We start from the raw sequence: 14,322 nt of genomic DNA, 5'->3' as shown, positions 1-14,322 counted from the left end.
CGATGGAGGACGACCCGGACGGGCCGTTCGGCGCCCGCTGCTTCACGCTGACGCTGTCGGAGGCGATCGACCGGGGTATCTGCGCGCCCTATCAGGTGGTGTGTGTGGACATCACTGACACCCAGCTCCAGGCCGCGCAGCTCCTGGGCGTGGAGAGGCGTTCGGACGAGGTCCGCGGGGCCCGGCTCGCAGCCCTCCAGACTGCGTTGCTCAAGGCGTCGTCGGAGGAGGGCTTCCGGCGCACACTCGTCTTCCACCACCAGGTCCGCGAAGCCGAGGCGTTCGCGGCCGGCCTTCCGGACGTCGCCGCGCAGCTGCACGCCGTGGACCCCGAGCTGTACCCGCGCACGATCTGGGCCAACTGGCTGTGCGGTGAGCACAAGCCGGGCCACCGGCGGCGGGTCCTCGGGGAGTTCGCGTCCGGGATCGCCACGGACGGCACGGTCGTGGAGAAGGGCTTCCTGGGCTCGGTGAAGGTGCTGGGCGAGGGTGTCGACACCAAGAACTGCGACTCCGTCTACTGGGCCGACGTGCGCGGCTCCATGCCCGACCTCGTCCAGGCCGTCGGCCGCGCGCTGCGCATGCAGCCCGGTGAGGGCAAGGTCGCCTCACTCGTGGTGCCGGTCCTGCTCGGGCCGGGCGAGACAGCGGACACCATGCTCACCAGCCGGGCGTACGGCGGACTGGCGAAGCTGCTGGAGGCACTCAGGGCGCATGACGCCCGGGTGGTGGAGCAGCTCGCCGAGCAGCAGACCGCGAGCGCCTACAAGCCCGTCAGCAGGGACGAGAGCGAGGAGGGCGCGGGCGGGAGCGGTGACGGCTCCGAGGGTGTCAGCGTCCCCGCCAAGGCCCTGCTGAAGTTCTCCACGCCCCGTGATCCGGCGCAGCTGGCCGCGTTCATCAACCTGCGGGTCCTCAACCCCGAACACGCCCACTGGCGGCGCGGCATCGAGGCCGCGGTCATCTACAACCGACTGCACGGGGACCTGCGCGTGCCGTTCACGTTCCGCGTGCCCGGGGGCGAGGGCCAGGCGGTGGAGGCTGAGGGGTGGCCGGTCTCGCTCGCCGGGTTCCCTCTGGGGCAGTGGATCGCCGACGCCAGGCGGTTCTACGCCCGCGGCCGTCTGGACGAGGAGCGCATTGAGCAGTTGGAGAAGCTGGGCATGGTGTGGTCGCACTTCGACGTCGCGTGGGAAGAGGGCCTGGCCGCCGCGCGTGGGTGGGCCAAGGAGAACGGGCACCTGCTGGCCCCGCTGGACGCCACCCACCAGGGCTACCGGGTGGGCATCTGGCTGAAGAACCAGCGGGCCGCCGCCCGCAAGGCCGCCGAGATCGAGCAGCGGCGAGCCGAAGAACTGCCCGTGGAGTCGTGGGCCGGGGCGCTGCCGGACGAACGGCGCGAGCAACTGGAGGACATCGACCCCTCGTGGTGCCCGGCCTGGCCGGTGGAATGGCAGCGCGCCTTCCACCGGGCGGGAGCTGGGTCAAGGCCCCCGAGCTTGCGGCTCGAGGGCTCAAGGGAGCAGGGAGCAGGGGAGCCGGGAGCCGGCCCATACACTGTCGCCGCTCTACGAGCGGTGACCTACGGCCGGCAGCAGCCGTGGGCCTGCGTGATCGCCGGGAGGATCGGGTAGGCCGTGTCACCCGCTCGCCTGCGTTTGCGTCCCGTCCGGCGGGCTACTCACCTGCGCATGGAAAGACCTACCGCTGCGCCGCGCGGCGCAGCGAGCAGCGACTTTGACCTGTCTGCCGTCCCTGGCGCGGGGGCGTGGGGACGGCCCGGCCTTCGGCGATCGCGGCAGCCGGCCCGGACTGCGCAGCTCGGGCGCCACCTTGTGCGCCGCTTCGATGAGGTTGGGGCCGTTGGGCGAGAGGCGGCCTGAGCACATGAACACCTCCCAGTCCTCGGCATCCGCGCAGCCGGGGCCGCATCCCGGCGACCGGACGCCGAAGCAGAGCCCGCTTAATTCCGCTCTGTCCACGCGGCTGCTCTATTTCTTCATCCTCGGTGACGTGTTGGGCGCCGGCGTGTACGTGCTCGTGGGACAGATCGTTGCCGCATCCGGCGGAGCGGTCTGGGTGCCGCTGAGCGTGGCGCTGTGCCTGGCGATGCTGACCGCAGGGAGTTACGCCGAGCTGGCGACCAAGTACCCGCGCGCCGGTGGGGCCTCCCACTACACGACACGGGCTTACGGACCGTTCGCCGGGTTCCTGGCGGGCTACTGCATGCTGGCAGCCGGCATCGTCTCCGTCGCCGCGCTGGCCCGCGGCTTCGCCGGTGACTATCTGAGCGCGTTCGTGTCGTTGCCCGTGGCGGCGGTCGTCGTCGTGTTCCTTGCGGCGCTCGCCCTGCTCAACGCACGCGGCATCAAGGAGTCGACCCGCGCCAACGTGGTCGCGACAGTCATCGAGGTCGGCGGCCTGCTGATCGTGGTCGTGCTCGGGGCGTGGATCGTGCTGCGCGGTGACGGACACGTCGATGCGCTGACCGACCTCGGTGCCCCGCACAAGGGCGCGGCTGCCGCCGTGCTCAGCGGCGCTGTGCTCGCGTACTACTCCTTCGTCGGTTTCGAGACGTCCGTCAACGTGGCGGAGGAGACACGCGATCCGGTGCGGTCCTATCCCCGGGCGCTGTTCGGCGCTCTTGGCACCGCCGGGCTCATTTACGTGCTCGTGGGGCTCGCGGCGACCGCCGCCGTCCCCGCCCCGGTCCTCGCCGCCTCCAGCGGTCCGTTGCTGGAGGTCGTCACAGCGGCGGGAGGGGTACCGGAGCGGCTCTTTGGCGCGATCGCCCTGGTCGCCGTGGCCAACGGAGCCCTGCTGACCGGCATCATGTCCTCCCGGCTGGCGTTCGGCATGGCCCGGGACGGGCTGCTGCCCCGTCAGCTTGCGACCGTGCTGCCGCAGCGCCGCACCCCCTGGGTCGCGATCGCCCTCACCACGGCGCTGTCACTGCTCCTGGCCCTCACCGGCGATGTCGCCACCCTGGCCTCGACCCTGGTACTCCTCCTCCTCGTGGTCTTCTTCATGGTCAACACCGCCACTCTGGTCCTGCGCAAGGACACCGCCGACCGCACACACTTCCGGGTTCCCATCGTGGTTCCTGTCCTGGGCGCCGCGTCCTGCGTCCTCCTCACAACCCGCGTCGAAGGCGAAGTGTGGAAACGCGGACTCCTCGTCCTGGCGGTAGGTATCATCCCCGCCCTCCTCGCAGCCCGCCGCCACCGACGCAAGAACCAGATCGGTACCGGGCCGAACTGAGCGGGCCGACCGGAGGGGACCGGACTGAGCGCGACGCTTTGTCCCCGCGGCGGCAACAGCGCCCGCAGGCTTCCCGGTCTGCGGGCGCACCGCGTGCCGAGGGGCTCCCTGAAGGCGGCAGCGCCCGCACAAGAACACCTCAAGGCCCCAGCCTGAGCGCCGGCGGTCCTTCGTTCGGGTACAGAACCTGTCCGGTGTCACCCGGTCGAGTGAGCGGGCACGGAGGCTGCCGCCGCTGCGCCGATACGGTCACGCGGTGACCTCGAACTCAACACAAACGCATCCCGTGCGCTCCGCCGAGGTGGGGAGCTTCGTCGCCATGTCGTGGAGCCGCGAAACACCGCAAGGCGCCATCCCCTACATCCTTGTCTTCTCCCTCGGAGACGGTACAAGCGGCCCCGAAGGCTCCGCCACCGCCGTCGAACAGCTCATCCACAACTGCCAACTCTCCACCGACGACGGCCTCATCGACGGCAGCCTGCGGCCCAGCATGCCGATCAGCCTCCTCGTCGTAGACGGATCCGTAGTCCTGACCATGCCACAAATCAACACACCCATCATCCCCTCAAACCAATGGCTCACCGATGTCACCGAACGCGGATACGCCTGCCTCCTGATCACCACCCGCACCTGGCCCGGCGGAGAACTCACCGACACCGACGCACTCGCCGCCTTCGCCAACCACGAAGAAACACTGAAACACTCCGCCAAAATCGTCCTGCCGACCCGCAAACTCCGCGACCACTGACCCAGCCGCGGGCTGCGGCTGCGGACCCACAAAAGTGCCCAGCAACCCTCCCCGCAGAACGGTGACTCGAGGCGCGATCTGACCTGACTGAGGGCGGACTGTCAAACGCCCCCGGACGGATTCACAGCCCTCGGGTACCTGGTACCGGGATTCACAGTGCTCCGATGATGCCCTCCACGCCGTCAAGAAGGTCTTCCACCACATCGCCGACGAGGTCGTCGATGCCAACCGCCTGCACCGATGTGCTGGCAGCTGAGGGGGTGGATGCATGCGCTGCTCCCCCTGACAGAAGTCCGAGTGCCAGCGCAGAGGCTGCTGCTACTGCAAGCCGAGTGAACATGATTCACCCCTCGCGAGAAAAACGCCTATGCCACTTACATGTTATTTCCCCAATGGGTCCCCCGCACTTCCAGTGATTCTCCAGCCTCGGCAGCAACTCAGCCTCTACGGCAATCACTCATCCGGGCGGTCGCGACGTCGCCGACGGACCGCAGGCCGCGCCGGGTTGTCGCCAGGAGCATGCGCGTCGACGGGCACGATGCCGCCGCTGGCCTGCCGTCGGCACGCGTACTCCTTTCCGGGGGCGGCGTGGGACTGGCCGTGCCGCCCCCCTGCTTTCCGGCGGCCAGAGGGTCCAGGGTCTGCCGGTGAGTACACAGTGGCCGGTCGCGATGTTCGTCGCCGTCGGCATTTGAAGACGATCAAGATGATCCGTGTTGTCGCTGCCGTCTGCATGGAGGTGGCTGTCACGGCAGCGGCGGCTCCCTCGCACGCCGGTTCCGCAGGGTCTGCCGCTCGGCAGGCCGTCGACGAGACCTGTAGCCCGGAGACGGATACCTGCAGTTCCGACCGGTGGGCCTCAGCGCGTTGGCAGAGCTGTCTCAGCACCCACGGTGGGCCCCGCGCGGAGTAATTTTGCCGGTCGGCCTTGCCGGTGCGGCGCCTGGGCGGAGAGCAGTCCGATCAGCTCGTCGCGCCAGCGGCGGACGGTGGACTCGGACGCGTCGTTGCCGCCGGCCATGTCGGCCATGCGCTGGTCGTGGCGCAGTACGGCCAGGACGATTACTGTGATCTTCCCCGGCGGGGGGATTCGCCATCGGGACCGGATTGCCTTCAGACGGCGTCGCAGCAGGTCAGCGAGGTGGTTGACGGTGCGCGTGGACAGCGGCAGACGGCACTGGTAGACAAGCGGACAGGTATCCTCGGTGCGCTCTTTGGTATTCGTCACACAATTCCAACGGCCGCCGGGGGCACCTCGGTTACGCCCGTGCCGGTCGCTCCGAGTAGTGGCTTTCCTGGTGACAGGCGGGTGGTGAACCGGCTGTCGGGCAGTTTGCGGAGCCCTCGGTTCCTACGCTGCAGGTGAGCAAGCCTCGGCCCCGCGCGAGCGGGGGTGACTCCTGGACCTCGCACGCACCCGCCGCTGGATCGCTCTCGGCCCCGCGCGAGCGGGAGTGCTTCGTGCACCAACGAGCAACACAGTGCGGCGTCGTAGATCCCGCGCGAGCGGGAGTGACACCGCGGTCCTGTTCAACTTGCTGCTTCAGCCGCTGTAACGCCCGCGGGAACGGGAGTGACCCGCTGCCACGCACCAAGAACGGCCGTCCCTTGCGGGAGCGCCCGAACAGGAGCGGCCCGCTCATCACCCTGCAACTCGGCCAGGGCGTGCGAGGTCGGCACGAATGGAAGTGATCCGGTAGCGCCGATGCGCTCGGTGAGGTCTTCGAGGTAGGGCCCGCGCGAGCGGGGGTGACTCACCATGACACCAGCAGCCCTGCTCGATGCACGGCTCAGCCCGCGACAAACGGGAGTGACTCATCGGCCATCGAGTGGGGGCCATCTCACCTGCAGAGTGAACCAGCAGGTCACAGCCGTCTTCGTATTGTGATTCTCTTTGCAACGAACAGGAAATTTGCAGATGCCTGCATGAACAGTTCTCACGTCATGCCTGAAGCATCCCCCGTGGCTCTCCCATATCTGATGGGCCATAGGGCCATCTCAAACGACATCAGAATGAGAATTGACTGCGGCACAGATGCGAGAGTCAGCAGTAGACGGTAGGTCTCCGACTCCCTTACTGGCGTTCGACTCACTAGAGGACCTCGACAGCGCAAGGCCCGGACCAGGTGTCCGGGCCTTCGTCGTGCCCCGGAATCTTTTCTCCCGGTCGCTGCTGTCCGGGTCCCGGCCTCCGGCCCTACGGGGTGAAGAAGCCGTGCCCGCCAGGACGAGACGCAAGCACCTGCGCCCTGTCACTGTCCCGCCCGCCATGTCGAACTCACGCCGGAGGCAGTACCGATGACCACCCGCCAGACACCCGGGGCAACACCCGCGCCGATCGCCGCTACGCTGAACACGCCCACCCTGGGCCGGGCCGAAGACCCACAGGGACGCTCTCCAGAGAGCCGCAGCAGGACCGCCGACCGCGAGGCGCGCACCACCCCCACGCGGACGACACCACAACAGGTGTCCGCCGTCTCTGTTCCTCCGCCTCGTAGGAGACTCCCGATGTCTCGGGACCCCCACCCGCACTCCCCCATGTCCGCCCGACCCGAACCGCCCGGCCCGGCCAGCGCAGGGACGCCGTCGGAGACCCCGCTGCTGTCGGTGCACGCCGCCGTGGTGTTCCTGGCGGCCGTCATCATCGGCCTCGTCATGGGCGGCCTCATGTTCCTCCACGACAAGTCCGTGCCCGCGGCCGTCGCGGCGGGCCTAGTGGCCGCTGGAGGCAGCGTTCCCGTGCTGCACAAGCTGATCGGCTGACCGGCGGCGGGCGCCGGGTGCACATGCTGCGCCCGGCCCCACCGCCTCCGTCAGGCGGCGTGGAACTGGTGGGCGGGGCCGCCGCGCCACTCAACCCACTGCGGGTCGTCCAGGATGGCCTCGGGTTCGGCGACGCCGGCGCCCTCGAGGACCACGACCAGGTCGTGGTCGCTGTAGGCGGTGCCGAGGATCTCGTCCCGGCCGCTGCTGTGCACGGTGACTCTCCGGCCGCCCGAGGGCGAGTCGGCCCGGGGCGTCAGGGAGAGTCACCGGACCAGTCCCAGCGGTTTCGCTCGCCGGGACGAGGGTCGTACAGGGCGCGGCAGCCGGCGCCGAACTGCCCGAGCTCGGTCGTCAGGGCGGCGCCGATCTGGATCCAGCCGGTGATGTCGAGCAGCAGCCCATCCAGCGGGCCGCCGACCAGCTCGGTGTAGTCCCGGCCCGGCTGCGGCCACGGATACTCCGTCGACGGGTCCCTCCGGTCCCTCGGGCCCGCCGGGCAGGGACGGCGCAGCGGGTAAGGATGGTGCCGACTCGGTGGTGCCGGGCCCGTCCGGTCCGCCCGGCGCTGACTCGACGGTGGCCGGTCCGCCCGGCCCTCAAGGCCTGCCAGGGCCTGCGGGCCGGGACGGCAGCGACGGGCGGGACGGCGCCGACGGTGAGGATGGCCGTCCTCCCGCCGGATGGACGTTCACCTACGGAGGCGTCCTGTACCGGTGCGGGCCCGTCGACGGCTTCGACCCGGCCGCCAGGAGCGCGGCGACTGCCAGCCTGCCGAGATGCCGTCCCCGGAGCCGAGCCCGACGCCGCAGACGGCTGCCCTGAGTTCGTTCCGGAGTGAGCACGAGTAGCCCGGCCATCTTGACCGAGCCCCGCCCTCTACCGCTCCAGGGGGCGGGGCTCTTTTCTGAGCGACATGGCCACCCTCAGCCCCGGGCGGGGCGGGACCGCCGTGCCTACCCGCCGTTCAAGGCGACCACCACAGGCCGTACCGACTGGGACCCGCGTCCGCTGACCCAGTGGTGGCAGGCTCGGCCCGGCCACGGACCCGGGCGTGGCCGCACCGCGTAGGGCGCGCTGAGCCCCATGCCCCCTTGCGATCGCCGAGCGCTTCGAGCGGGCCCACCCCGGCCGCTGACACCCCGGTGCCGGGCGGTGTCAGTGCCCGTCGTTACCGTGCTCGTGTCCTAGTCCAGATGGCTGCTGGTGCTATGGATGAACGTGCGCCCCTGCTTCGATGACCTGGCGGGGGCGCCGTCCGTTACGCGGCCGGCTCGACGTCGCTGCGGGTCAACGCGCACCACTGGTCGAGCAGACGCCAGTACGCCTCGCGGCGTTCAGGGGTGTCGGGCTCGCTCAGCAGGCGGCGTATCGCGTCGTTGATGTCGTCCGCAGACAGGCAGGTACGCCCGGGGCGTACGGCGGGAGGCCGTCGCCGAGTTCACCTGGGGCCTGCTGCAGCGGGTGGCCGTCACGGGCACTCAGGGCTGAGGCGTGCCGGTCCGGTCGAGGGCGGGCAGGAACTGGTCGTAGAAGGCGGTCTTCAGGTGCAGGGCCTGTTCCTCGGTCTCCCGGAAGGCGTCGGCGGAGCCGTGCCGGGCGAGCAGTTCGCTGATGCGGGTGGCCAGCCGGTCGGAGTGGGTGGCCGACAGCAGGGAGACGGCGGTGAGGGGGTGGGCCTTGGCGTCGTGCACGTAGTGCGGGTAGTAGAAGCGGGAGCGGTTGCGGCCGCCGGCGGCCAGCACGGGTGCCATGCGCTGCCACAGGTGCTCGTACTCGACGGAGACCAGGACCTCGCCCCAGAATCGCAGGAAGGTCAGCAGCCGCAGGTCGGCGTCGTCGTGGCCGCCCGCCTCGGAGATCAGCGCGAAGGCCTCGTCGATGGCGTTCCGGGTGGCCCGAGTGGGCCGGGAGGCGACCAGTTCGGCGCGGGGGATGCCCAGCTGGAGCAGGTCCTCCTTCATGTCCTCCCGGTGCGAGCGGGTGTGACCGCGGCCGTCCGGGTACTCCTCGCGCAGGATGGCCCGGGCGATCCGCAGGCCGGCCTCGTCGGACAGCAGGTCGATGGCCAGGTCGTACGAGGGGGTGAAGGCCAGGGAGACGAAGCGCCGCTGGAGCAGCAGGGCGGCGAAGTCGGCGTCCGCGAGGCGTGCGGTGTTCGCCAGCACGGGGTGCCTGCGGAACCGGTCGATCAGCGCGTCCTCGAACGCGTCCAGGTCTGTCATGTGCGTACCCCTTCCCGGGTCACTGGGTGGTGTCCACCGACCTGCGCCAGTCGTCCAGGTCCACGTCGCGGCCGATGCTCCACAGCGTGTCCAGTTCCTGCTGGATCTCCCGGCCCATCACGGTGCCGCTGCCCTCGATCTCCAGCTGGGTGGAGTCGATGGCGAGCCGGCCGTGCAGGAAGGAGCTGACCAGGTAGTGCTCGTCGGCCTTGTAGACGGCGATGGACGGCAGGGCCTGGTAGACGCGCACCTGCAGGCGTGCCCGGTCGTCGGTGCGCACGCTCTGGAAGAGGGAGGCGAAGGTGGACAGACAGCGGGCGACGCCCGCCTGGACGTCCTCCTCAAGGGCCGGGTCGCGCAGGCCGCGCAGGGCCTCGTTGCGCAGGTCGGCGATCGGTGAGGACGGGTGCAGCAGCAGGACCCGCACCCGGACCCGGCGGTCGACGATGGCCTGTTTCAGCGCGGACTCGAACCGGTGCACGTTCGGGATCCACGTCTGCAGGATGGTCACCTCGCGCCCGGCGCGGTTGAGGTAGCCCTCGAAGGCCTCCTCGGGGAAGCGCCGGTGCACACGCACCACACCGCCGTAGTGATCGTGCCGCAGGTCGCGGGCGAGGGCGTCGATGTCCAGCCTGGACAGCTGGGTGTTGATGTTGTCCAGCGCCTTCAGCCGGTCGATCTCGAACAGCAGGAACAGCGTGACCGTGCTGAGGGTCAGCAGCGTGAGCTTGGGGACGGTGTCGGCCGCCAGGCCGTCGAGCAGGTCCACCTGGTCGGCGAGGGTCACGGCGATGCCGACGGTGGCGGTCAGGCCCAGGACGATGCGCTCGGCCCAGTAGCGGAAACTGCTTCCCATGCCCACTCCAGCGTGCGGCTCGACGGCGTGCGGCTCGACGGCGTCGGCGAAGACCGTACATCATGACTTTGCGTCAAGTGACGGATATCCGCCAGGAGTTCGTCCGGATACGTGAGTCGTCCCGGAGTTCCGGGCCGGTACCACCACGGGACGTATGCCCCACCCGTGGTGCTCAGCCCGCGGCGGCCAGCACCGCCCGCACGACCCGGGGCACGGAGTCCGGGTGGACGTCCAGGAACAGGTTCGGCTCGATCAGTTCCAGCTCCATCATGGCCGCAGGGCGGTAGCGACGAGGACATGGCGCCACGGTAAGGGGTGCGGCTGACACTGTTGATCACCTGATCGTTCTATCCTCCGTTCGAGGACGCGCAGCAACAACGGAAATAGATCATGAGTGCTACTCATCCGCCCGTAGCGGAAGACGATCTATCGGTCGCGACCTGCCCCGGCGATCAGGTCGGCAGGTGTGCGACGTGCCATCGGCCGACTCACCGGTACGGTCACGGCGGCTACCAGGTGGTGCCGTAGGCCTGGAAGGCGGTACGTGCTCGCTCGGGTGTCATGCCGTGACCGTTGTCGGTCACCGTGACGTCGGTGACCGCCTTCATCTCGGAGCGGTGCAGTTCGACGTGGACTTCGGTGGCGTTGGCGTCCAGGGCGTTCCACACCAGTTCGGCGACGGCTGTGATCTGAGGTTTCCTCTTGACTGGAGGATCTTGCGCTCACCGACCGAGAGTTCGAACTCCGTCAGCGGCGCTCCGCTCTGCGCCGGCAGATCGGCTCTGTCCACGCCCGCGCGATGTCTCAATGGCTGCGTTGTCTCAGTCGAGTTGCCGTCCTCGCGGATCGGCCTTCGCCCTGATCATCGGGTTTCCGGACGCCGGCACCAGCCGATGCGCTCTGCGGAGAGAACGCAGCCTCGCCCTGGACGCCTCCCGGCGGTGGCCGGGGGAGTTCGAGGGCGGGCTGGAGCACGGGGCGGCCCCCCGCCCTGGGGACGGGGGGCCGGTGTAGGGCGGGGGGTTACTCCGTGGCGTGGTCGTGACCGTCGTGGAGGCCGCCACCGCTGCCGTCCGTGCCGCCTGTCGGTTCCGAGACCACCGGCATCGACAGCGGCGCCAGGTCGAACGCGTAGTGCCCGACCGCGTTGGCGATCACATCGATGTTGATGTCCAGCGCCTTGTGGTCGATGTTGGTGATGTCGTCACCCGCGGCGTGGTAGTTGACGTCGTACGCGACCCCCGCCTGCCCGCCGAACTTGGCGGCCTGCGCCTCCGTCTTGATGCCCTCCGCACCGGTGAACGTGCCGCCGGACGGGATGCCGACCTCGATGAACGGACCGTAGTCCGAGCGGCCGCTGAAGTCGGTGCCCTCATGCGGGATGTTCTTCGAGTCGAGGAACTCGGTGATGCCCTTCTCGATCTGCGCGGAGCCCTCCGGGCCGGCTCCCGAGCCGACGCCGTCCGAGTCGTCACCGTCGTACACGAAGTACGCCGCGTTCGGCGAGGCGATCATGTCGAAGTTGAGGTAGAGCTTGATCTGCTTCTTCTGCTCCTCCGTCAGGGAGGCGACGTACGCCTCCGATCCGAGCAGACCGAACTCCTCCGCCGACCACCAGGCGAACCTGACCTTGTTCTTGATCTTGTCCTGGCTGGACGCGAGGTGCTGCGCGACCTGCAGGATGCCCGCCGAGCCCGAGCCGTTGTCGTTGATGCCGGGCCCCTCCGCGACCGAGTCCAGGTGGGCGCCGAGGAACACCGTGTTGTCCGCGTCGCCGCCGCGGGTCTCCGCAACCACGTTCCACGTCTTGCGGTTCTCGCGCAGCTCGCGGATGTCCAGGGTGACCGAGACCTCCCCGGCCGCCGCCTCGGCGGCCAGCTTCTCGCCGTCCTCCTGGGTGATGCCGCCCGTGGGGATCTTGCCGAGGGTCGGGTCGCCGATGGTGCCGTTGACGTCGCCCGCCGTGTTGTTGTAGATGACCGCGCCGACCGCGCCGGCAGCGGCCGCATTGGCCTGCTTGGCCGCGAAGGCGCAACCGCCCCGCTTGACCAGGGCTATCTTGCCGGTGAAGGTACCGGACGCGAAGTCGCCCGGCTCGCAGCCGCTGGTGCCGTCGGCGTCGACCGGGGCGGCGGCCACCGGGGCGGTGACGCCGCCCTCCGGCCCGCTCGCCGTGTACGTCATCAGCTTGATCGGAACGTCGCGCCCGGCAGGGCCGTTCACGGTCAGCTTCTCGGCGAGAGTCTCGACGTACACGAAGTCGAACCCCTGCCGGGACACCTCGTAGCCGGCGGCTCTCAAGACCGTCTCCACGTACTTGGCCGACTGCTCATGCCCCTTGGAGCCCGCCACCCGGGTGCCGCCGTTGTGGTCGGCGATCGACTGGAAGACCCTGAGGTGGTCGAAGGCCTCCTTGCCGGTGGAGTCCTTGACCAGCTTCCCGGCGAGCGCGTCACCGCGCGCGGCGTCGCTCTGCGGACTGGTGGCACCCGCGGGGCCGGCGAGCAACAGCGGTGAGACGAGAGCCGCGGCGGCCAGGGTGGCGGTGGCAACGGCTGAACGGCGTGAGGGCATGGAGGTCCTTCCACGACAGGCAGGGGGGTCTGCGGTGGACGCACGCTAGACAGCAAACAGCCACTCTGACCAGAGTTCGCGCCGGTCTCGCTGTACGAGTTTCAGATTCTCGGTACGTCATATCGGTACGTCAGTATGGCGAACGGGCATTTACGCACCGGTCCGACGGGCGCTCGGTGCAGCTGCGACCGCTCGTGGTCACGGCCGGACGCCGACCGCGCGGGAACCAGGAACCGGCCGTGGCGTCCGGCCGGGCCCAGCACGGTGACGCGCCTGGGCCATTTCGTTTGGATCAGCCGGTCGTTGGTCCGGGTGTGCCGTTGACTGGTGCGCAGTGGGCGCGGATCGAGCCGTTGCTTCCGGACCGGACGCCGAAGCGGGGTGGCCGCTGGCGGGACCGTCGTGAGGTGATTGACGCGATCGCTCACAAGTTCCAGACCGGGACGCAGTGGGTGCACCTGCCGGAGAAGTACGGCAACTGGCGGGGCGTCTGCAACCGGCTGCGGGTGTGGGCCGTCGACGGTACGTGGGAGCGGGTGTTCACCGCGGTGGTGGCTCAGGCCGACGGGGACAAAGACGTCAGTTGCGCCGTGTCCGTGGACTCCACCATCGTGCGCGCTCACCAGCACGCGGCCGGCACCCCCAAAAAAGGGGCCCCGGCCGGCGAGCCGGACGATCACGCCATCGGCCGGTCCCGCGGCGGACTGAACACGAGGATCCACCTCGCGGCCGACGGCCGGTGCCGGCCACGGGCGTTCGTCCCTACCGCCGGACAGGCCGGCGACGGACCCGCCTTCACCGACGTCACGGCCCGCCTGCGCGTTCCCCGCCCTTATGGACGGCCTCGCACCAGGCCGGACCTGATCCTGGCCGACAAGGCGTACTCCTCCCGCGCGATCCGCGAGCACCTACGCAGACGCGGCATCCGCGCGGTGATCCCGGAACGGGCGGACCAGCAGGCCAACCGGCGGCAGCGCGGACAGGCGGGCGGCAGACCGCCGGCCTTCGCCGACTGCGGAGAGGCAGGAATTTGCCACGGTGGCATGGGGCGCCCGGTGTTGCAGCCGGCCGCTTGGGGTCTGTCGGTGCGGCAGTGAGTGGCGGTCAAACCGAGGGGCCGGCAGATGCGCTCGTCCAGGAGGCGTGGGTAGGGCCTTCTGGTGGCGTGGGCCAGGGCATGGCCAAGGAGTGCGGCACCGTAGTGGGAATACCTGAAGCGGGCGCCCGGTGGGTGGGTGAGTTCGGTGCGGTGCACGGAGCGTGCCAGATCGTTTCCGGTGTGGGGCAGGCAGGGGTTGGTGAGGTGGTGCGGGAGGGCTTTGCGCAGGAGTCCGGGGGCAGGGCGGGCAGGCCGGAGGTGTGGGTGACCACATGCAGGGGACGACGCGGTCTGCACCGGGCCACGGAGGCGGAGTTCCCGTGGTCGCCGCTGTGTTCCCGCATGCGGGAGATTTATGGGCCGCAGTCGTCTGCTGGTTCGCGGTAGGGGCCGAGGTCGGCCAGGCTGCGCCCGCGCGCGGACGCCACGGGGGCGAAACCGTACTCGTGGTGGCGGAGCAGGCTGCCTTGGAGGTCGTCGTTCCACAGGCAGCCGGCGATATGGGGGCCGTCGCGTTGCTTCCGCATCCCGGCGTAAATGGTGACGATGTCGTCCAGACCCCACGCGAAGTGGTAGGTCCACCGGAAGGAGTGCCCCGGGTCTGCGCCGCGGGAGTGGACATGGGCCTGCCTCGGGAAGGTGGTCGACGGGCACGGAACGCGCAGTTCATCGCAGGTGTCCGCGACAGCGGGCAGCACCTGGGCTCCGGACATGGTCAGGACGACGTGTGCCTGGTCGGAGCGGCTGCCGCGTACAGCATCCCTCACGTCGTAACGGCGGCTGCCGTGGCGGACGC

Annotated in this window: 13 protein-coding genes and 2 pseudogenes; 5 read left to right on the top strand and 10 right to left on the bottom strand. The window is 69.7% G+C overall.

Going from position 1 to position 14,322, the window contains the following annotated elements:
• The 3 genes from AB0M97_RS29385 to AB0M97_RS29375 all read left to right on the top strand — a co-directional run.
• Nucleotides 1-1,634: Helicase associated domain protein (locus tag AB0M97_RS29385; RefSeq protein WP_365964016.1), on the top strand; the 1,634-nt coding region annotated here is incomplete at its 5' end.
• Between the two features lie 253 nt (nucleotides 1,635-1,887).
• Nucleotides 1,888-3,261, top strand: a complete 1,374-nt coding sequence (locus tag AB0M97_RS29380) for an APC family permease (protein WP_365964015.1) — start codon at nucleotides 1,888-1,890, stop codon at nucleotides 3,259-3,261.
• Between the two features lie 256 nt (nucleotides 3,262-3,517).
• On the top strand, nucleotides 3,518-4,009 hold the full coding sequence (locus AB0M97_RS29375; RefSeq protein ID WP_365964014.1) for a DUF5949 family protein: 492 nt from the start codon (nucleotides 3,518-3,520) through the stop codon (nucleotides 4,007-4,009).
• 151 nt (nucleotides 4,010-4,160) lie between these two features.
• On the opposite strand, the gene AB0M97_RS29370 is transcribed toward AB0M97_RS29375, so the two are convergent.
• Both AB0M97_RS29370 and AB0M97_RS29365 read right to left on the bottom strand, forming a co-directional pair.
• Complete coding sequence (locus AB0M97_RS29370; protein ID WP_365964013.1) at nucleotides 4,161-4,349, bottom strand: hypothetical protein; 189 nt, start codon at nucleotides 4,347-4,349, stop codon at nucleotides 4,161-4,163.
• Nucleotides 4,350-4,868: 519 nt separating this feature from the next.
• The gene (locus AB0M97_RS29365) at nucleotides 4,869-5,237 is read right to left on the bottom strand and encodes a hypothetical protein (protein ID WP_365964012.1); all 369 of its coding nucleotides are present in this window, start codon (nucleotides 5,235-5,237) and stop codon (nucleotides 4,869-4,871) included.
• Nucleotides 5,238-6,517: 1,280 nt separating this feature from the next.
• Between AB0M97_RS29365 and AB0M97_RS29360 the strand changes: the two genes are divergently transcribed.
• Entirely contained in the window at nucleotides 6,518-6,772 is a 255-nt protein-coding gene (locus AB0M97_RS29360; RefSeq protein WP_365964011.1) for a hypothetical protein, read from the top strand.
• Nucleotides 6,773-6,822: 50 nt separating this feature from the next.
• Here AB0M97_RS29360 and AB0M97_RS29355 read toward each other — a convergent pair whose 3' ends face one another.
• The 6 genes from AB0M97_RS29355 to AB0M97_RS29330 form a co-directional block, all read right to left on the bottom strand.
• The gene (locus AB0M97_RS29355) at nucleotides 6,823-7,032 is read right to left on the bottom strand and encodes a hypothetical protein (protein WP_365964018.1); all 210 of its coding nucleotides are present in this window, start codon (nucleotides 7,030-7,032) and stop codon (nucleotides 6,823-6,825) included.
• Entirely contained in the window at nucleotides 7,029-7,286 is a 258-nt protein-coding gene (locus tag AB0M97_RS29350; protein ID WP_365964017.1) for a hypothetical protein, read from the bottom strand. Before AB0M97_RS29350 ends, AB0M97_RS29355 begins: the two co-directional genes overlap by 4 nt.
• Nucleotides 7,287-8,253: 967 nt before the next feature.
• Nucleotides 8,254-8,997 (bottom strand): hypothetical protein, encoded by a 744-nt coding sequence (locus AB0M97_RS29345; RefSeq protein WP_365964010.1) that lies wholly within the window; start codon nucleotides 8,995-8,997, stop codon nucleotides 8,254-8,256.
• Between the two features lie 19 nt (nucleotides 8,998-9,016).
• Nucleotides 9,017-9,853 (bottom strand): hypothetical protein, encoded by an 837-nt coding sequence (locus AB0M97_RS29340; protein WP_365964009.1) that lies wholly within the window; start codon nucleotides 9,851-9,853, stop codon nucleotides 9,017-9,019.
• 509 nt (nucleotides 9,854-10,362) lie between these two features.
• A complete protein-coding gene (locus AB0M97_RS29335; protein ID WP_365964008.1) occupies nucleotides 10,363-10,521 on the bottom strand; it encodes an ATP-binding protein in 159 nt (52 codons plus the stop codon).
• A 355-nt stretch (nucleotides 10,522-10,876) separates the two neighbouring features.
• Nucleotides 10,877-12,427, bottom strand: coding sequence for a M28 family metallopeptidase (locus AB0M97_RS29330; RefSeq protein WP_365964007.1), 1,551 nt, complete (start codon nucleotides 12,425-12,427; stop codon nucleotides 10,877-10,879).
• A 287-nt stretch (nucleotides 12,428-12,714) separates the two neighbouring features.
• Here AB0M97_RS29330 and AB0M97_RS29325 point away from each other — a divergent pair.
• Nucleotides 12,715-13,434: pseudogene (locus tag AB0M97_RS29325) on the top strand (IS5 family transposase); the annotation flags it as partial.
• 62 nt (nucleotides 13,435-13,496) lie between these two features.
• Here the strand turns inward: AB0M97_RS29325 and AB0M97_RS29320 are convergent.
• Both AB0M97_RS29320 and AB0M97_RS29315 read right to left on the bottom strand, forming a co-directional pair.
• A pseudogene (locus AB0M97_RS29320) lies at nucleotides 13,497-13,682 on the bottom strand (serine hydrolase domain-containing protein); the annotation flags it as partial.
• A gap of 197 nt (nucleotides 13,683-13,879) precedes the next feature.
• Nucleotides 13,880-14,293 carry a hypothetical protein gene (locus AB0M97_RS29315; RefSeq protein ID WP_365964006.1) on the bottom strand — a complete coding sequence of 138 codons (414 nt, stop codon included), beginning with the start codon at nucleotides 14,291-14,293 and terminating at the stop codon, nucleotides 13,880-13,882.
• Nucleotides 14,294-14,322: the final 29 nt, after the last annotated feature.

Source organism: Streptomyces sp. NPDC051207 (assembly GCF_040682395.1).
Lineage (GTDB): Bacteria > Actinomycetota > Actinomycetes > Streptomycetales > Streptomycetaceae > Streptomyces.
This window is presented reverse-complemented; position numbering and strand designations above follow the sequence as displayed.

Coding starts and splice junctions, on each gene's coding strand:
- AB0M97_RS29380 (WP_365964015.1), top strand. CDS start 1,888: ATGAACACCTCCCAGTCCTCGGCATCCGCGCAGCCGGGGCCGCATCCC.
- AB0M97_RS29370 (WP_365964013.1), bottom strand. CDS start 4,349: ATGTTCACTCGGCTTGCAGTAGCAGCAGCCTCTGCGCTGGCACTCGGA.
- AB0M97_RS29360 (WP_365964011.1), top strand. CDS start 6,518: ATGTCTCGGGACCCCCACCCGCACTCCCCCATGTCCGCCCGACCCGAA.
- AB0M97_RS29345 (WP_365964010.1), bottom strand. CDS start 8,997: ATGACAGACCTGGACGCGTTCGAGGACGCGCTGATCGACCGGTTCCGC.
- AB0M97_RS29340 (WP_365964009.1), bottom strand. CDS start 9,853: ATGGGAAGCAGTTTCCGCTACTGGGCCGAGCGCATCGTCCTGGGCCTG.
- AB0M97_RS29330 (WP_365964007.1), bottom strand. CDS start 12,427: ATGCCCTCACGCCGTTCAGCCGTTGCCACCGCCACCCTGGCCGCCGCG.